The organism is Streptomyces qaidamensis, from assembly GCF_001611795.1.
Classification (GTDB): domain Bacteria; phylum Actinomycetota; class Actinomycetes; order Streptomycetales; family Streptomycetaceae; genus Streptomyces; species Streptomyces qaidamensis.
The window spans coordinates 4,304,801-4,323,360 of sequence record NZ_CP015098.1 but is presented as its reverse complement, the minus strand read 5'-3'; the positions used below and the strand labels follow the sequence as shown (position 1 = coordinate 4,323,360).

General features: G+C 73.3%; 11 protein-coding genes, 1 tRNA gene and 1 riboswitch. Of the genes, 6 read left to right on the top strand and 6 right to left on the bottom strand.

The window, feature by feature from the left end; genetic code table 11:
* Positions 1–90 precede the first annotated feature (90 nt).
* Positions 91–606, bottom strand: coding sequence for a MarR family winged helix-turn-helix transcriptional regulator (locus A4E84_RS18985; protein ID WP_062927733.1), 516 nt, complete (start codon positions 604–606; stop codon positions 91–93).
* A gap of 90 nt (positions 607–696) precedes the next feature.
* Between A4E84_RS18985 and A4E84_RS18980 the strand changes: the two genes are divergently transcribed.
* The 4 genes from A4E84_RS18980 (at position 697) to A4E84_RS18965 (ending at position 4,545) form a co-directional block, all read left to right on the top strand.
* A complete protein-coding gene (locus A4E84_RS18980) occupies positions 697–1,827 on the top strand; it encodes a dihydrofolate reductase family protein (RefSeq protein ID WP_062927732.1) in 1,131 nt (376 codons plus the stop codon).
* A gap of 65 nt (positions 1,828–1,892) precedes the next feature.
* A tRNA-Met gene (locus tag A4E84_RS18975) sits at positions 1,893–1,966 on the top strand.
* A gap of 287 nt (positions 1,967–2,253) precedes the next feature.
* Positions 2,254–2,410, top strand: a riboswitch (cyclic di-AMP (ydaO/yuaA leader).
* Between the two features lie 11 nt (positions 2,411–2,421).
* Positions 2,422–3,462, top strand: coding sequence for a M23 family metallopeptidase (locus tag A4E84_RS18970; protein ID WP_062927731.1), 1,041 nt, complete (start codon positions 2,422–2,424; stop codon positions 3,460–3,462).
* 138 nt (positions 3,463–3,600) lie between these two features.
* Complete coding sequence (locus A4E84_RS18965) at positions 3,601–4,545, top strand: aldo/keto reductase (protein WP_062927730.1); 945 nt, start codon at positions 3,601–3,603, stop codon at positions 4,543–4,545.
* 35 nt (positions 4,546–4,580) lie between these two features.
* Here the strand turns inward: A4E84_RS18965 and A4E84_RS18960 are convergent, their stop codons facing one another.
* The 4 genes from A4E84_RS18960 to A4E84_RS18945 form a co-directional block, all read right to left on the bottom strand.
* A complete protein-coding gene (locus A4E84_RS18960; protein ID WP_062927729.1) occupies positions 4,581–5,945 on the bottom strand; it encodes a PrsW family intramembrane metalloprotease in 1,365 nt (454 codons plus the stop codon).
* A 59-nt stretch (positions 5,946–6,004) separates the two neighbouring features.
* The gene (gene trmB, locus A4E84_RS18955; RefSeq protein WP_062927728.1) at positions 6,005–6,838 is read right to left on the bottom strand and encodes a tRNA (guanosine(46)-N7)-methyltransferase TrmB; all 834 of its coding nucleotides are present in this window, start codon (positions 6,836–6,838) and stop codon (positions 6,005–6,007) included.
* Between the two features lie 217 nt (positions 6,839–7,055).
* Positions 7,056–8,258, bottom strand: a complete 1,203-nt coding sequence (lhgO, locus tag A4E84_RS18950; protein ID WP_418082206.1) for an L-2-hydroxyglutarate oxidase — start codon at positions 8,256–8,258, stop codon at positions 7,056–7,058.
* A 75-nt stretch (positions 8,259–8,333) separates the two neighbouring features.
* Positions 8,334–9,758: a hypothetical protein gene (locus A4E84_RS18945; protein WP_062927726.1), complete on the bottom strand. Its 1,425-nt coding sequence runs from the start codon at positions 9,756–9,758 to the stop codon at positions 8,334–8,336.
* 790 nt (positions 9,759–10,548) lie between these two features.
* On the opposite strand from A4E84_RS18945, the gene A4E84_RS18940 reads away from it, so the two are divergent.
* The gene (locus tag A4E84_RS18940; RefSeq protein ID WP_062927725.1) at positions 10,549–12,666 is read left to right on the top strand and encodes an asparagine synthase-related protein; all 2,118 of its coding nucleotides are present in this window, start codon (positions 10,549–10,551) and stop codon (positions 12,664–12,666) included.
* 427 nt (positions 12,667–13,093) lie between these two features.
* On the top strand, positions 13,094–16,375 hold the full coding sequence (locus A4E84_RS18935) for an AfsR/SARP family transcriptional regulator (RefSeq protein WP_062927724.1): 3,282 nt from the start codon (positions 13,094–13,096) through the stop codon (positions 16,373–16,375).
* Positions 16,376–16,381: 6 nt separating this feature from the next.
* Here A4E84_RS18935 and A4E84_RS18930 read toward each other — a convergent pair whose 3' ends face one another.
* Positions 16,382–18,406, bottom strand: a complete 2,025-nt coding sequence (locus A4E84_RS18930) for a sigma-70 family RNA polymerase sigma factor (RefSeq protein WP_062927723.1) — start codon at positions 18,404–18,406, stop codon at positions 16,382–16,384.
* Positions 18,407–18,560 lie beyond the last annotated feature (154 nt).

Genomic DNA, 18,560 nt, shown 5'->3' with positions numbered 1-18,560 from the left:
ACTGCTTCAGATTTGAAGCAGATCCACGTCCGGAACCCTACTCGTGCTTTAAATTTGAAGCAATCAGAATTCGGCCCGCTGTGACGCGCGTCACGAACAGGACGGTGAAGACCTCCGCCGCCACGGCACCTCGTCCGCAGCCGACCGCGAACCGTCCTCCTGGAGCCCCTGCGCGATCGCCGCGGAGATCGCCTCCAGCTGTCCCACCTGCTCCTCGCTGAGCCGGTCGAACAGGAAGCTCCGCACGGTGTCGACATGCCCGGGCGCCGCCCGTTCCAGCACGGCGAACCCCTCGTCCGTCAGCGCGGCGATGCTGCCCCGCTTGTCGTACCGGCAGGCCTCGCGCCGCAGCAGGCCGTCCTTCTCCAGCCGCGTCACCGCGTACGTCAGCCTGCTGCGCGTGATCTTCAGCCGCTCGGCGAGATCGGTCATGCGCAGCCGCCGCTCCGGGGACTCCGACAGGACGGACAGGATGGAGTAGTACAGGTGCGGCATGCCGGCGTCCTGCTGGAGCTGCCGGTCGATCGCGTCCTCCAGGAGCAGCGAGGCGGCGACGTACGCGCGCCAGGCACGTTGCTCCTCGGGGGTGAGCCAGCGAGTCGTCATGCCACCAGTGTAGGTTTGTTTCAAACTTGAACCAAGCCCGCCTTGGTGATCCTGTCCAGTCCCGCCGTCCCGACCAGCCGCGGAGCGTCGATGCCTCACCCGTACGTCCTGCTGTCCGCCGCCGTCTCCCTCGACGGCTACCTGGACGACACCGGACCCGACCGCCTGCTCCTGTCGAGCCCGGCCGACTTCGACCGGGTCGACGAGGTCCGGGCCGGCGTCGACGCCATCCTGATCGGCGCCGGCACCATCCGCGCCGACAACCCGCGGCTCCTGGTGAACTCGGAAGAACGCCGGGCCGCCCGCCGGGCCGCCGGGAAACCGGAGTACCCCCTGAAGGTCACCGTCAGCGGCTCCGGCGACCTCGACCCGGACGCCCGCTTCTGGCACACCGGCGGCGAGAAACTCCTCTACACCACCGACCGGGGCGCCGAACGCGCATGCTCCCTGGGCCTCGCCACCGACGTCGTCCCGCTCGGCGCCGACCTCGACTGGCGGCGGCTGCTCACGCACCTGCACGACGTCCGGGGCGTACGGCGACTCATGGTCGAGGGCGGCGGCCTGATCCACACCCAGCTCCTCACCCAGGGCCTCGCCGACGAACTCCAGCTGGTCCTCGCCCCGCTCTTCGTGGGTGACCCCGGGGCGCCCCGTCTCTTCGGCCCCGGCGGCTACCAGGGCGGCCGGCTCCGGCTGCTGGAGACGCGGCGGATCGAGGACGTGGTCCTGATGCGCTACGAGCCGACCGCGCCGGGTGCCGGCGGGCTCCCCGCCGCCGCCGACCACCACTGGCTCGCCCTCGCCTGCGAACTGGCCGAGCGCTGCCCGCCGTCGGACACGGCGTTCAGCGTGGGCGCGGTCGTGGTCGCCGCCGACGGCACGGAACTGGCCCGCGGCCACTCCCGAGAGGCCGGTGACCCGGTCGTGCACGCCGAGGAGGCGGCCCTCGCCAAGATCGACCCGGCCGACCCGCGCCTGCCCGGCGCGACCGTGTACAGCAGCCTGGAGCCGTGCGCCCGCCGCGCCTCACGCCCCGCCCCCTGCGCCCGGCTGATCCTCGACGCGGGGGTACGGCGGGTCGTCACGGCCTGGCGTGAGCCGGACACCTTCGTGACGGACGCCGACGGCAGCGGCCTCCTCGCGGCCCAGGGGGTGGAGGTCGTGGTTCTCCCGGAACACGAGGGGCGGGCCAAGGCCCCGAACCGCCACCTGCCGGGCTGAGCACGGGTTGATCCGTGGGTGTGCACGAGTGGTCCCGCGGATGGCGTACACTGGAGTCACAACGACGCGGGGTGGAGCAGCTCGGTAGCTCGCTGGGCTCATAACCCAGAGGTCGCAGGTTCAAATCCTGTCCCCGCTACTGAAGGCCGAGGGCCGGAATCCAAAAGGATTCCGGCCCTCGGCCTATTTCCCCGTAGTCATAACGCTCGGTGAGTGAACCACCCCGTTCCGCACGGTAACTGACGCATCGTCAAAACTCATCGGTCACTTGCGAAGCGGTCAACTCGCCCGATTTACTCCGGTCATGGCAGGTAAGTCCGCGCGAAAAAGGTTAATGATCAAGCGGAATCGCTGGAATACCCCTCGCGCCTCCATTAACGTTCGATAACGCAGCGCGGTCGTCCCAGCCGTCACAGAAGGCGGCTCCGTGCGCACGCGCCGAATCCCGAAAGGGAACCGGGGAACCACCACTTGGGGTGAATCGGGCGGATACCACCGTGGAAGCACGGCCGGTATACGCGCGTAGGAGACCTTCCTGCTCCGAACCCGTCAGCTAACCCGGTAGGCGAGAAGGAAGGAAAGGAGTACGCCCACGTGGCGTCCAACCGGCCTGCCCCCGAGGCCCCGTTCGCGCCGAAGCGCGACACCGACACCTTCGGCTACGGCGGTCAGCGCACCGACGAGGGCCCGTTCCAGGAGTGGAACCCCACCGAGGAGTCCATCCGTCCCGTCCGTGGCCGGCATCGCGTCACCAAGCAGCGCGGCGGAGGCCTCGCCCGCAGCTCCACCGTCCTGGGCGTCGGTGTCATAGCCGCCGTGGGTGCCGGCGGCATGGCCAGCGCCCAGACCGGCAAGCCCCCGGTGTCCATCTCCGTCCCGGACCTGCCCTCGGTGGGTTCCCTGATCTCGGACGACGACACCCCCGAAGGCTCCGCCACCCCGCTCAGCAGCCTCGGCACCGCCGCGGCAGCCACCGAGCAGGGCAAGAGCACCTCCGGCGCCGGTGCCGGCGAGGCACTGCGCGCCCGGATCATGGCCCAGGTCGAGCACCAGCAGGACCAGATCGAGACCAAGGCCGCCGAGGACGCCGCGGCCGCCGCCGAGAAGGCGGCCAAGGACGCGGTCGCCAAGGCGGAGAAGGAAGCCAAGGCCAAGGCCGCCGCAGCCAAGGAGAAGGCGGAGGAGGAGGCCAGGAAGAAGGCCGAGGCCGAGCGTCTCGCCGCCCTGGCCAAGCAGTTCACGCTGCCGACCTCCTCGTACACCATCACCTCCAGCTTCGGCCAGGCCGGCGCCTACTGGTCCTCCGGCTACCACACGGGCCTGGACTTCGCCGCCCCCACGGGCACGCCGATCAAGGCCGTCCACAGCGGCACCATCACCGAGGCCGGCTGGAACGGCTCGTACGGCTACAAGACCGTCCTCACCCTCGATGACGGCACCGAGATCTGGTACGCGCACCAGTCCTCCATCGGCGTCAGCGTCGGCCAGAAGGTCAGCACGGGCGAGGTCATCGGCCGTGTGGGCGCCACCGGCAACGTCACCGGGGCCCACCTTCACCTGGAGGTCCACTCCGGCGGCTCCGCGAGCGGCATCGACCCGATGGCGTGGCTGCGGGGCAAGGGACTGAACCCGTAAGCCCTACCCACCCGTTGAAGCACCGGCGGCCCTGACGACGACCCCCCGACGTCAGGGCCGCCGGTCTTCCGGTGTGGTTTACGGGACCTTTGCGTCCGTTGTGGAATGAGGCCTTCCTGTACGGGCGTTACGCAAGGCATGACTTCTCTTCGCAAGCTGGGCTCATCCGACCTCGACGTCTTCCCCCTCGCCCTCGGCGGCAACGTCTTCGGCTGGACCGCCGACGAGGACCAGTCGTTCGCCGTCCTCGACGCCTACACCGCCGTCGGCGGCAACTTCGTCGACACCGCCGACTCCTACTCGGCCTGGGTCGAGGGCAACCGGGGCGGTGAGTCCGAGACCGTGCTCGGCAAGTGGCTGAAGTCCCGCGGCAACCGGGCGGACGTCGTCGTCGCCACGAAGGTCAGCCAGCACCCCGAGTTCCGCGGCCTGTCCGCCGCCACCATCAAGGCCGCCGCCGACGCCTCCCTGCGGCGCCTCGGCACCGACTACATCGACCTGTACTACACGCACTTCGACCAGCCCGACGTGCCCGTCGAGGAGATCATCGGCGCGCTCGACACCCTCGTGAAGGCCGGGAAGGTGCGGCACATCGCCGCCTCCAACATCTCCGCCGAGCGGCTGCGGGCGTCCCTGGAGTTCTCCGACCGCGAGGGGCTCGCCCGGTACGTGGCCCTCCAGCCCCACTACAACCTGGTCTCCCGCGGCACCTACGAGGGCGAGCTCCAGGATCTCGCCGAGCGGACCGGCCTGTCCGCCGTGCCGTACTTCGCGCTCGCGTCCGGCTTCCTCACGGGCAAGTACCGGCCCGGCGCGACGGTCGAGAGCGCGCGAGCGGGGAGTGCGGCCAAGCACCTGGAGACCGAGCGGGGGCAGCGGGTGCTCGCCGCCCTCGACGAGATCGCCGCGGCGCACGACGTGCCCGTCGCCACGGTGGCTCTGGCCTGGCTCGCCGCCCAGCCGACCGTGGCGGCGCCGATCGCCTCCGCGCGGACGGTGGAGCAGCTGCTCGCGCTGACCGGCGTCGGCGAGCTGACGCTCTCGGAGACCGAGATCGGGCGTCTCACCCAGGCCTCGGCGTGACCCCGCCTGACCCGGCCTGATGCAGACGAGAGGTCCTAGGAGCGGTACGGGTTGTACGCGGGGTACGGGGTCGGCTGCGGGCCGTACCCGTACACCCCGTACACCGGCCAGGGCGGGGCCGTCACCGGCACCGGAGGAGCGGTGATCCGCGCCGCGTGGTCCAGCGCGGGGCGGGCCACCTCCCGGCGCCGCCACAGTTCGCCGAGCAGTTCCCCCTCCCGTACGGCGAAGTCGGGCCCGGAACGGCCCTGCCGGGCCCGGTGCCGCAGGAACGCCAGGGACGTCGCGTACGCCTCGTACCGCGCCACCTCCCGCGCCGCGGCCCTGCCCACGTGACGGCGGGCGTACTGGCGGGCGATCCGCCGGGCCCGCATCGAGCCCAGCGCGTACGGCTCGGCCGGGGTCAGCCAGCCGGCCACGGCGTAGGCGGGCAGCTCCGCCCGTACGGTCCTCAGCTCCCGCTGCCGGGTCCAGATCACCAGCCACGTCAGCAGCCCGAAGATGGGCACCATGAACGCCGCGTACACGGCGAAGAACCCGTACTCGCCGAAGGCCGAGGAGCCGTTCCACATCGCGTGCATGCCCATCGCGAGCAGCAGCCCGCCGAGCGGGAAGACGACGCGGCGCAGGGGCCGGCGGTCCGCCGAGAGCGCGGCGATGCCGAAGCCGATGCCGGACAGGACCGTGAACAGCGGGTGCGCGAACGGCGACATGACGATGCGCACGAAGAAGGTCGCCGCCGTGACGGAGGCGATGCCGGTGCCGCCGGTGAGCTGGTCGGTGCCGAAGGCCGTGCCCAGGTAGAGGATGTTCTCCGTGAAGGCGAAGCCGGTCGCCGTCACACCGGCTATCACGACCCCGTCGACGATGCCGGTGAAGTCCCGGCGCCGGAACAGGAAGACCAGGAGGACGGCCGCCGCCTTGGCCGACTCCTCGACCACCGGGGCTATCACCGTCGCGCCGAGGGTGTCCGCGCTGGACGGGTCCGCCGTCGCCGTCGCTATCCATCTCGTCGCGAAGCTGTTGGCGACGATCGCTATCAGTGCCGCCGCGCAGGCGCCCCAGGCGAAGCAGAACAGCAGGTTCCGCCAGGGGCCGGGCTCCACCCGGTCCAGCCAGCGGAACGCGGCTATCAGCAGGGGCACCGGCAGGACGGCGAGCCCCAGCCCGACCAGGAAGCCCTCCGTGCCGGTCTCCTCGCGGACCAGGGCGAGGATGACCAGGCCGGATATCGCGAGGAGCGTGCTCAGCGCGCCGTAGCGGACCCAGGCGCGCTGCCACCAGTGGGCGTGCCGCAGGGAGCCGGCCGTGCCCGGGCCGGCGAGGGGTGCGCCGTCGGCGGGACCGCTGGGGTACGCGGGACCGCTGGCATACGACGGATGTGGGGGGCTGGTGGCCACGGCATTGACCCTAACGACGGATGGGCGCTGTCCGCAGGCGGAAGAGGTGCCAGGGGTGGTCAGGCGCCGGCGGGGGGCTGGTCCACGTGCTGTACGCGACGGAAGAGGAGGTCGTTCACGACATGTCCCTTGTCCAGTCCCTGGCCCTCGAAACGGGTCAGCGGACGGAAGTCGGGACGCGGCGCGAAACCGCCGTCCGCCTGTGTGTTCTCGAAGTCGGGGTGTGCCGTGAGGACATCGAGCATCTGCTCGGCGTACGGCTCCCAGTCGGTGGCGCAGTGGACCAGCGCGCCCGGCCCGAGTCGGGTGGCGGCCAGGGTGAGGAAATCGGGCTGGATGATCCTGCGCTTGTGGTGCCGCTTCTTCGGCCAGGGGTCGGGGAAGTAGACGCGCAGACCGCTGAGGGAGTCCGGGGCGAGCATTTCGCGCAGGAGGATGATCGCGTCGCCGTTGCCGACCCGGATGTTGGACAGGCCGTTGCGGTCGGCGAGGCTGAGCAGATTGCCCTGGCCGGGGGTGTGGACGTCGACGGCGAGGATGTTCGTGGCGGGGTCGGCGGCGGCCATCTGGGCGGTGGCCTCGCCCATGCCGAAGCCGATCTCCAGGACGACGGGGTTGTCGTTGCCGAACAGCTCGGGCAGGTCGAGGGTGCGGCTGCCGTCGATGTCGAGGCCCCACTTGGGCCACAGCCGCTGCAGGGCGTCCGCCTGACCTGCGGTGACCCGGCTGCGCCGCGGCTGGAAACTCCGGATCCGCCGCTCGAAGTGCGACCCGGCGGGGTCGGCCTTGGGCCCGTCGGGAAAGCGCGGCTCTCCCTTGGCCCGGGTGCCCCGGACGGAGACACCGGGGGTGTGCGGGTGCGGGGTTTCGGGGGTGTTCGCGGAGTCAGACACAGTGCTCTGATTTTACGGCGGTGGTGCTTGGTGTTGTCGGCGGGTGCGGGCGCGCTCTGCCCTGGCTGCGGGCATGCGTGCCGCTAAGGGCGACGGGGGTCCCCCCCCTGCGCGAGCGAAGCCGAGAGCTCGGGGGAGGGTGGGCGCAGCGGCACCCCGCTCCGCCCGGTTGCGGGCCCACCCGCGCCTCAGCGGCATCGCCGAGCACCCGCGAACCTCACAGCGCGCTCAACGCCCTCCGTGCCACCTCTCGGCCGATCGGCAAGGACGCCGTAGCCGCAGGAGACGGTGCGTTGAGGACATGGACGGTTCTGGCGCCCTCGCGGATCAGGAAGTCGTCGACCAGGGTTCCGTCCCGCAGGACCGCCTGCGCGCGCACCCCCGCGGCCGTCGGTACGAGGTCGGGCTCGGACACCCCGGGCAGCAGCCTCCCCACCGCCTCCGTGAAGGCCCGCTTGGACAGGGAGCGCCGCAGCTCGCCCGCCCCGTACCGCCAGTGCCGGCGGGCTATCCGCCAGGAGCCGGGCCAAGCCAGGGTCGAGCCCAGCTCACGCGGGCGGACCGTGCCCCACCCGTAGCCCTCGCGGGCCAGCGCCGGCACCGCGTTGGGCCCGACATGGACGCCCCCGTCGATACCCCGCGTGAGATGCACCCCGAGGAACGGGAACGCCGGGTCGGGCACCGGGTAGACCAGGCCGCGCACCAGCTCCGGCCGGGCCAGTTCGTAGTACTCGCCCCGGAACGGCACGATCCGCATGTCCGGGTCGTCCCCGGTGAGCCGGGCGATCTCGTCGCACTGCAGACCGGCGCAGTTCACGAGGACCCGCCCGCGTACGACGTCCCCCGCGGCCGTGAGCACGGCGACTCCTCGCTCCGGGCGGCGGTCGACGCGCACGACCCGGGTGCCGTAGCGGATCTCCGCGCCCGAGCCGTGGGCCAGCTGGCGGGCGACCGCGACGAAGTCGCAGATGCCGGTCGTGCCGACGTGTATCGCGGCGAGGCCCCGCACCTCCGGCTCGTACTCCGCGATCTGGGACGCGCCCAGCTCCCGCACCGGGATCCCGTTCTCCCGGCCGCGCTGTACGAGGGCGTGCAGGCGGGGCAGCTCCGCGCGGTCGGTGGCGACGATCAGCTTGCCGGTGACCGCGTGCGGGATGCCGTACTCGGCGCAGAACTTGACCATCTCCGCCGCGCCCCGCACCGCGTAGCGCGCCTTGAGGGAGCCGGGGCGGTAGTAGATGCCACTGTGGATGACGCCGCTGTTGCGGCCGGTCTGGTGGCGGGCCGGGCCCGGTTCCTTCTCCAGGACGGTGACACGTGTGCCCGGTGCGGCTCGTGTGATCGCGTACGCCGTCGACAGGCCGACGATGCCGCCGCCGATCACCAGCACGTCACAGTCGTATGTGATCCGCACTCGCACCACCTCCCGCCTCGATAGTGCACTGCGCCACTGACAATGCCTTCAAACGCGGGACGGGCGGCACACCTGCTCTTTCTACGCCGGAGCCATCAGCAGCGGCCGTGCACGCTCACGGAGCTCCACCACCCGAGGCTCGTCGCCGTACGGCTCCAGCCGGTGCAGGAGGTCCTTGACGTACTCGGTGGTACGGGCCGAGGAGATCCGCCCGGCGACCTCCACCGCCCGCACCCCCTGCTCGCACGCCGCGTCCAGTTTGCCCGACTCCAGTTCGGCGACCGCCGAGACGACCAGGCGCAGGCCGTGCGAGCGGACGAACTCCTCCGTCGGCTTCGACAGGGCCTGCTCGGTGAAGCGGCGGACCTGCCGGGGTGCCTTGAGGTCGCGGTAGCACTCGGCGGCGTCGGCGGCGAAACGGTCGTAGGAGTAGAAGCCGAGCCAGCTCGGGTCGTTGTCGCCGGGGCGGGCGCGCTCCAGCCAGCTCTCGGCCGCCTTCAGGGCGCCGCCCGCCGCCGGGGCGTCGTTCGCGCGGGCGTGCGCGCGTGCCTCCACGAGGCGGAAGAAGCTCATGGTGCGGGCCGTGGCCAGGCCGCGGTTGCGTTCGAGGGCGGCCTGGGCGAGATCGACGCCCTCGTCACCGAAGCCGCGGTAGGTGGCCTGGAGGGACATGGTGGCCAGCACGTAGCCCCCGAGGGGGACGTCCGCCGCCGCCCGGGCCAGGCGCAGGGCCTGGATGTAGTAGCGCTGGGCCGCTTCCTGCTGACCCGTGTCGAAGGCCATCCAGCCTGCGAGCCGGGTGAGTTCGGCGGAGGCGCCGAAGAGGGCCCGGCCGACCTCGTCACTGTAGGAGCCGAGCAGCAGCGGGGCGGCCTCCACCCTTAAGCACTCGGGGACCATGGACGAACGCCAGTCGCCGCCGCCGTACTTGGAGTCCCAGCGCCGCGCGTCCTCGGCGGCCTCCCGCAGCTTCTGCACATCGCTGTGGCCGACTTTGAGCGGTGCGCCGGAGCCCTCGCCGGGGCCCACGTCACGCGCGACCGAACTGTCGGCCGGGGTTATCAGCCATCGTGAGGCGGGCGTTGCGTATGCGCTCACCGCGAACGATCCGGCCAGCGACTGCCAGATGCCGCCGGAACCGGCGCGGCGGCCGGCGAGGTCGAGGCGGTACAGATCGGTCGCGGACCTCACCGCCTGACCGACGTCGCGCGGGAAGGCGAGACCGACTTCGGGTGCGGGGTCCGCGTCCGCCAGGCCGATCTCGTGGAGCGGCACCGGGCGGCCGAGTTTCTGGCCGATGGCGGCGGCGATGAGGTGCGGAGCCGCACCTTGCGGCACCATGCCCTTCGACACCCAGCGTGCCACCGACGTCTTGTCATAGCGAAGTGTCAGTCCTCGCTGGGCGCCAAGGTCGTTGACGCGTCGCGCGAGGCCTGCGTTGGAGATTCCCGCGAGGGCGAGAACGGCGCCGAGTTTTTCGTTCGGCCCGCGTTGCTCCCTGGACATGCGCCACCCCTCGACACAGACGGCTGCCGCGCTGGCATAACCATGCGGCATTCGTAAACCCAGCGTAGTTCGCCGCATCCCAAGCGTTAAGGGGCATTGTTCCGGTTGGCGGGATTGTGGTCCGTACTGAAGTGCGGTTCAGATACGGGCTGTTGCGACGTGCTCCCACTGTGTGGCCGTGCGCCTGTCCGTGCGCTCTTCTCCGGCCATCGCGGGAGCGGTTCCATGGTCATTGCGTGGGTCGGCCCGCTGTACTGGATCCAGTGGGCTGGGGGACACCGCCGCCTTCATCCCCGCGGGCGGCGGAACGGTCCGGGAGGCGTGCTCCGTCTCCCGGACTGCGCGACCGGGTGGCAGGGCGCGGAGCCTGTACGGAGCGTGTTCGAGGCTGCCAGCGCGATATCGATTTGGCTGAAAAGCGACCCCTTCGGCCGTGGGGTATCAAGCCTCCTACCATGGCAGTTGAGGGCGCGCCGGGCGTGATTGGGGCGCGTTCCGGGGGCGCATTCGCGTCGCAGTCGTACCAGGGACATGTCGCCGGTACGACTTGATTCTTGGCCGCCCCTTCGTTTTTCGCGGTCCTGGCCGCCGTCGTATCCGACTGCCGTTCGTATCCGACTCGTCACGAACGTGCGGGTGTTCGGGGTCCCGGAATGGTGCGGGCGGCTCCGCCGGGGCGCATTCGGCGGAGCGCAAGCGGCGTCGGCACCCTCTGGAACGCTTCCTTCATGGCAGCATGGTGAACCGGTTCGTACGGTGCACTGGTTGTCCACAGCCTGTGGAGGCGGCGATGCGGTGGTTGGTGGGGTGGAGCAGCACCGCCGCGGGAGCCGTCGCTGCCGGTTCGGCGGGGGCGACCGGCAGCGACGGTGAGACGCTGCACCCGGTGGGGTCCCAACTCCTGTGGGGAGACCCCGATCCGCTGTGGGCGGTCGGCGACTGGCGCCCCGACGAGGTGCGGGTCGTGAAGGCCGACGACCGGACCAGGATCGCCGTCCTCGGCATCTGCGGCGCCACCGACGAGCAGCTGCGCGTCGCGCTGTTCGCCGCGCGCGGCGGGGCACTTCGGCATCTGACCGCCTGGCCGGGCAGCTACACCGCGATCGTGCAGGTCGGCAGGCGGATCACCGTCTGCGGCGATCTCGCGGGCGCGCGGCCGGTGTTCCACACGCCCTGGGCCGGCGGCACGGCGTACGCGACCGCCGCGCTGCCGCTGGCCGACCTCATCGAGGCCAACCTGGACTTCGGGCACCTCGCCGCGCTGCTGGCCGCCCCGGACGTGCCCGCCGCGCTGCACGACTCCACGCCGTACGACGGCGTGAAACGCATTCCGCCCGGGCATGCCCTCATCCTGCGCGCCGGGGCGCGCGAGATCGCCGGGTACGAGCCGGTCGCCTCGCTGGCCGTGGCGGCGCCTCCGGCCGATCCCGACAGCGCGGTCGACGCGGTGCGCGACGCGCTCGTGGAGGCCGTACGGACGCGTCTGTCCGCGCCGCGGCACGTCCCCGGGGCGGACATAGACCCGGGTCCGGTGCCCGGCATGGGTCCCGCCGAGCGGCGGGCAGCGCGCGGGATGCCGGTGCCGGGGATCGGCGCGGACCTGTCCGGCGGGCCGGCCTCCGGGGCCCTGGCACTGCTGGCCGCGGGCCTGCCCGGGATGCCGGGCACGGTGCTGGGGCACGGCACGGGCGCGGGCGAGCGGCTGCTCGCCGTCACGTTCAACGACCTCGCCGTCGCCGGGCGGGAGGCCGAGCTGGAGCGGGCGGGCGCGCTGGCGGCGAACCCGCGGCTGCACCACGTCGTCGTGGCGGGCGGCGAGGAGACCCTTCCGTACGCCGACCTGGACGGGCCGCTGACCGACGAACCCGGGCCGTGCCTGGTGTCCGCGGCGCGGCACCGGGCCCGGCTGGCGGCGGGCAGCGCGGACCACTTCACGGGCTACGGCGCGCGCCAGGTCCTGGACGCCCACCCCGCGCGCCTCGCCGACCTGCTGATGGACCGCCGACGGCGTCATCTCGTACGGCCGGTCGCCGCCCTGACCAAGGCCGACGGGTCGGTACTGGTGCCCGCGCGCGTGTACGCGGCGGCGCGGCGGTTGTCCCGGACGCCGTACCGGTCGGGGGTCGAGTCCCTCGCCGAGCGTCTGCTCGACCCCCGCTCCGACGACGGCCTCGACGCGCCCGGCGGCGCGCTGGATGCCTCGCTCGCCGCGCTGAGCTGGGGCAGACCCGGGCCGGCGGCGCGCTGGCTGACCGGTGAGGCGCTCGCTGAAGTATCGGTTCGCCTTCAGGCGTCGACGCACCGGTCGGAGCTGGTGGGGCCGGGGCAGCGGCCGGGTGACTTCCGCGCGCGTGCGGCGCTGGCGCGTCATGCGGCGGACCTGCGGGTGCTGGAGCAGGCCGCGGAGGTGCGCTTCCAGCGGCTGCACGCGCCGTTCCTCGACAACCAGGTGGTCCGCGCGGCCCGGGCGCTGCCCGAGGCGCTGCGGGTGCGGCCGGGTGCGCGGGCGGCGATCCTGCGGACGGTGCTGGAAGGAGCCGGGGTCCGGGAGCTGCCGACCGGCTGGGGTGCCCCGACCCAGGCGACGGAGGCGGCCGCGGAGCGTACGGGGCTGCGGGTGGCGGCGGACTCCCTGGTCGCCCTGTTCGACACCCCGCTGCTGGCGGAGGCGGGCCTGGTCGAGGCCCGTGTGGTGCGCAAGGCGCTGCGCGGCGCGGCGGCGGGCGAGCCGCTGCCCCTGGACGGCCTCGCGGACCTGGTCGCCCTGGAGCTGTGGCTGCGCCGCCTGCTGTCCCGCCGCGGCACGTGCTGGACGGGGACACCGGCGAGGCAGCGGGCGGTACCGGCGGGGATCGCGCCGCAGCGAGGAGCGTTGGGGGCGGGGGCCGGCGGGGGGCGGCGGGTGTAGCGCCTGCGCGCCCCTGCCCGCCTGCCCGCTTCGCCTTCCGCCGGGTTGGGGTCGGGGCCGCGCCGGGTGGGTCCGTCCTCGGAACGGCGCGATCGGGTCGGACGCCGACCGGCTCCCCGTTGACGCGCCGACCGCTGCGGGCGGACACCCCCCCCGACACGTCCCCTTGCACCGTCCGGCGGCCGTCGCCGCGGGCATGCGTGCCGCCCTGACTGCGGGCATGCGTGCCGCCAGGGGCGATGAGGGTCCCCCCTGCCCGAGCGAAGCCGAGAGCTTGGGGGAGGGTGGGCGCAGCGGCACCCCGCGCTGCCGGGTTGCGAAACGCCCCGCCGCAGCGAAAACGCCGAGCCCCCCCCAGCGCCCCCCGAGCAACGCCCCGCCCCGAAAACCCCCGCCCCTCACCCTCACCCCCGGCGACAATGACCCCGTGCGGTACAGAATCCTGGGCGTCACCACGGCAGAGGACGAGCACGGAACAGTCGTACCCCTCGGCGGCCCCCGGCTCCGCGCACTGCTCACCGCCCTCGCCCTGCGCCCCTCCCGCGTCACCACCCCCCAGACCCTGATCGACGAGGTCTGGGCGCAGGACCCGCCCCAGGACGCCCCCGCCGCGCTCCAGGCCCTCGTCGGCCGGCTCCGCAGAGCCCTCGGCAAGGACGCCGTCACCTCCGGGACCGGTGGCTACCGGCTCGCGGCCGGCGAGGACGACATCGACCTCCACGTCTTCGAACGGCTCGTCCAGCAGGGCACCGACGCCCTCGCCGGCCACGACCCCGCCCTCGCGGAACAGCACCTCGACGCCGCCCTCGCCCTCTGGTACGGCCCCGCCCTCGCCGACCTCCCCGACCGCTCCGCCGCCACCCGTCCGGAGGCGAGGCGGCTGGAGGCGATCCGGGCCAGGGCAGAGGCCCGGATAGGGCTCGGCCGCGGGCGGGACGTCGTACCGGAACTGCGCGAACTGACCGCCGTACACCCGTACGACGAGCCGCTGCACGCCCTCCTCATCCGCGCCCTGCGCGACACGGGCCGGGACGCCGACGCCCTCGCCGCGTACGAAACCGCCCGCCGCGCCCTGGCCGAAGGCCTCGGCACCGACCCCGGGCCCCGACTGCGCGCCCTCCACGCCGAGATGCTCGACTCCACGAGGACGGCAGAACGCGAGCCGTCGCCCGCTCCGCCGGCGCGCGAACGCCTGCGACCCGGGACCATCCGCCCGCGGCTGACCTCTTTCGTCGGCCGGGAACCCGAGATCGACGCCATCCGTTCCGAGGTGCACAGGGCCCGACTCGTCACCCTCACCGGACCGGGCGGCTCTGGCAAGACCCGTCTCGCCGAGGAAGCCGCCGCCGGGCTCCCGCAGGCACGGCTGGCCGAGCTCGCCCCGCTCGACCGGCCGGAGGCGGTGCCGGGAGCGGTGGTCAGTGCGCTCGGTCTGCGCGAGACGGTGCTGATGACCAGCGAGCTCACGGCCGTGCAGGACGACCCCGTCGCCCTGCTCGTCGAGTTCTGCGCGCCGCGCAGCCTCCTTCTGATCCTTGACAACTGCGAGCACGTCATCGGCGCCGCCGCCCACCTCGCCGAGACCCTGCTGACCCGCTGCCCGGGGCTCACGATCCTGGCCACCAGCCGTGAACCCCTGGGCGTGCCGGGCGAGTCGGTGCGCCCGGTCGAGCCCCTGCGGCCGGATCACGCCCGCCGACTGTTCGCGGAGCGCGCCTCCGCCGTCCGTCCCGACGCGGACGCCGTGCTCCGCGACGAGCAGGCGGTGGCGGAGATCTGCCGGCGGCTGGACGGGCTGCCGCTCGCCATCGAACTGGCGGCGGCCCGGCTCCGGATGCTCACTCCCCGGCAGATCGCCGACCGCCTGGACGACCGCTTCCGCCTCCTCACCTCCGGGAGTCGTACGGTCCTGCCCCGCCAGCAGACCCTGCGTGCCGTCGTCGACTGGTCGTGGGACCTGCTCGACGACGCCGAGCGGACGATGCTGCGCGAGGTGTCCGTGTTCGCGGGCGGCTGGGACCTCGCGGCGGCCGAGGCGGTGTGCTCCGGGCCCGCCGCCGAACTGACCGGGGCGCTCGTCGACAAGTCCCTCGTCGTGGCGGCCGCCGGCGCGGACGGCGGCTCCTGCGGCATGCGCTACCGGATGCTGGAGACCATCCACGAGTACGCCGTCGAGCGCGCCGCCGACGCCCCGCGGGTGCGTGCCACCGCCGAGCTGCGGCACCGCGCGTGGGCGCGTGCGCTCGCCGAGCGGGCCGAACCGCTGCTGCGCTCCGCCGGTCAACTGCCATGGATCTCCCGCCTGGAGGCCGAGCTCGACAACATCCGCGCGGCCCTCGACCGGGCCCTCGCCGCCGGGGAGGAGGCCGAGGCCGCCGCCCTCGCCCTGGCCATGGGCTGGTTCTGGTGGCTGCGCAACTACCGCCACGAGGGCATGGAGTGGCTCGATCGGACCCTGCGGCTGGGCGTGGCCCTGGATGTCGGGGGCGGTGTGGCGTCCGGCGGGGAGCCGGAGCCGCCCGGGCACATCGACCACTTCCTCGCCGCGCCTGACGGGGAGGCGGGGCATCCGCTGCACGCCCTGCGGATGGACGTGCGTCTGCTGCATCTGTTCTTCATGACCGAAGTCGCGCCCATGGAGCCGTTCGTCGCCGAGCGGCTGCCGTACATGGAGCGGGTGTGGGCCCACTACGGCGGAGGCGGCCCGCACGCGGCCCGTATCCCGGGGCTCGTCTGCCCGATCCTCTCCTCCTTCCTGGGCGACCAGAGCGAGGTGCGGACCGTGCTGGACGCCGCCGTGGTCAACTGCCGTGCGTACGGCGGCGACTGGGAAGTCTCCGTCGCGCTGATGTTCCGTGCGCACACGGTCGTCGACGGACCCGGCGGCCTGGAAGGCGTCGACGACGACCTGGCGGAGCTGCGGGTCCTCAGCCGCCGCGCGGGTGACCGCTGGCTGCGCGCCCAGGTGTGCAGCGCGGCGGGTGAGGCCGACATGGCGCGCAGCCGCTTCGAGGATGCCAAGGGTGAGTACGAGGAGGCGCTGCGGCTCGCCTACGAGGTGGGCGCCTACGCCGAGTCGCCGTTCCTCATCGCCCGGCTCGCCGAGATCGCCTACCGCCGAGGAGACCGGGCGGCCGCGCTGACGTTGCTGGACGAGGCCACGGCCGCCGCCGAACGGTACGGCGTGCGGGACTCCAAGGCGTACATCCTGCTGATGCGCACCCAGATGGCGTTCGAGGAGGGGCACACCGACCGGGCGCGCGCGTGGTGCGAGGAGGCCCGGGCGAACACCGGCACCGGCACTCCGCCGCCCCAGTTCATGGTGATGCTGCTCCTGCTCGACGCCGCGATCACGGCTCGGGAGTCCGGTCCGCGGTCCGCTCTGCCCATGGCGACCGGAGCCCTGCGCCAGGCTGTGGCCAAGCGGTGCTCGGACGTGGTCCGGGCCACGGTGGTGGACGGCGCGGCGGGGCTGCTGGCCGACCTCGGCGACTTCCCGCGAGCGGCCCGGCTGCTCGGCACCGCCGACCACTGGCGGTCCGGCCGCCCGCGCTCCCTGCCCGAGCGCGCCCCGGTGGAGCGGGCCGAGGCCGCCGTCCGCGCCGCCCTGGGGAGGGTCCGGTGCGAGGCGGAGCGCGCTCGGGGCGCGGCGCTCACCGCGGACGACGTCCTGCGCGAGCTGGACGAGGCGCGCAGCGCATACGTGTGAGCCGCCCTACCCGCGCGGTCGGCCGCAGGTGAACCTGGACTCCGCCCAGTCCACCGGCATCAGGTTGTCCAGGGCGCTGCGCGGTTCCACCACCAGCCGGACCGTGCTGCGGCCGGCGAGGTTCACATGGACGGGCACGGCCGGGTCACCGCCCTCGACCAGCGACGACCGCCACAGCCGGACCCCGTCGGCGTAGACGGAGAAGTACACCTTGCCGAGCCGCAGCGTCATGTCGTCCACCCCCACGAGCGCGTCGTACGACGAACAGGAGCGGTTGAGGTCGATGGTGACGGACGAACGGCCGTGCACGGTGACGCCGTGCGCGTACCGCTGGGCCCCGACCGAGAGGCCGGACCGCTTCCAGACCCAGCTGCTGGAACCGATCCGCATCTCGGGTTTCGTGCCGTCGCCGTCGATGTCGTACGACAGCTCGCTCCACTGGTAGACGGCCGGGGCGGGCGCAGGCGGTGGGGGAGTGGGTGTCGGTGTGGGAGCCGGTGGCGGTGTCGGCCTCGGGGACTCGGGCGGTGAAGCGGGTGCCCGGGTCGGCGTGGGGACCGGGTCCGGGTCCGGGTCCGGTTCTGGACTCGGGCTGGTCCTGGAACTCGGTGCCGGCGCTGGTGTGTGGGCGCGCGCGGGCATGATCCCCGGCGGTCGGGGCCCCGGCCCGGGCCGTGAGGAGGACGGCGAGGGCGTGGGCTCGCCCGGGCGCACCACCGACGACGGCGGAGGAGGGGATGAGGGGATGCCCTTGGCCTCCGCCTTCGGCTTCTCGTTGCCGGCCAGTGCCATCACCACCGCCGCCACCGCACCCACGGCGACCACGCCGGCCGCGATACCGGCCTTCACCGGCGCGCCGACCCCCTCGGAGGCCGCCGCACCCCCCCCGCCGGCCGAACCGCCGCCCCCCGCTGTCGCCCCGCCGGCCGAACCGCCGCCCCCCGCGGACGCCCCGCCGGCCGAGCCACCCGTCGCCGCGGCCGCTCCCGCCGCACCGGCTGCTCCCGCGCCCCCGGCGATGAGCCCGGCCGCCTTCGCGTACCCGGCGGTCCCGAACCAGCCGATGACCGCGACCGGCACGACGGCCGGGATGCCGCCGGCCACTTCCTCGATCTGCAGGGCCGCCCGTCGGCATTTCGCGCACTCGTCCAGGTGCTTGCGCAGCCCCCGCTCGGCCCGGGTGCGCAGCCGCCCGCGAGCGTAGGTGCCGAACTGGTCGGCATAGCGCGCGCACTCCTCGTCGCCGGTGAGCGTGGCGCTGACGTGGGCCTGGAGGTAGGCCTGTCTGAGGCCCTCGCGGGCCCGGCTGGCGAGCACGCGGGTGCCGTTGGCGTCCAGCCCGAACAGCGTGGCGACCTCGCTGGGCGACTCGTCCTCGATCTCGGTGTGCCACAGCACGGCCTGCCAGCGCTCCGGCAGCGACCGGAAGGCCCGCATGGCCATGGACTGTTCGGCGTGGTGCATCGCCCGTACGTCCGCGCCCAGTTCGAGCGTGTCGTCGTCGGACACGTCGGGCCCGCGTGCGGACTGGGCGGCGAACACCGCGAAGTCGTCGACGAGCTGCTCGCGCCGCGCCGACCTCGTCCAGGAGGCGGCCACGCGCCGGACGGAGGTGAGCAGGTAGGCGCGCACGGCGTGCGTCGGGCCCGCGCCGCCGCGTACCGCCTGGAGCATGCGGGCGAAGACCTCGGCGGTCAGGTCGTCCGCGGTGTGGGCGTCACGGCAGCAGGTGCGGGCGTACCGGCGCACGGCTTGCGCATGGCGCCGGTACAGCTCCTCGTACGCCGTGTCGTCGCCCGAGCGCATCCGGTCGATGAGGTCGGCGTCGGACAGCGGCAGTTCGCGCGGTGGCGGCAGGACGCCGTCCTCGCGCCGGTCGCGCTGGGCCGGGACCGAGCCGTCCACGGGGTGCCCGCCGGGCGGCACGCTCGCGCGTCCGCCCTGGCTCGGCACCTGCGGCGGGACCTCGTCGCCGGCCGAGGCGTCGCCGCTCCCACTGCCGCTCGACTCGTCCCGACCGTCAACACTCATCGCGGAAAGCCCCCGCCAGCCGCCCAACCCGTCCAGACCACCGGGTCAGCGTGCCATGTTGGCATTTGGTCAGACCGCCGGAGTTCGGACCATCACTCATCCGTGGGGACTTACCGCACGGCAGTGCTGGCCGTCACTCATTCAGGGAAGGCTT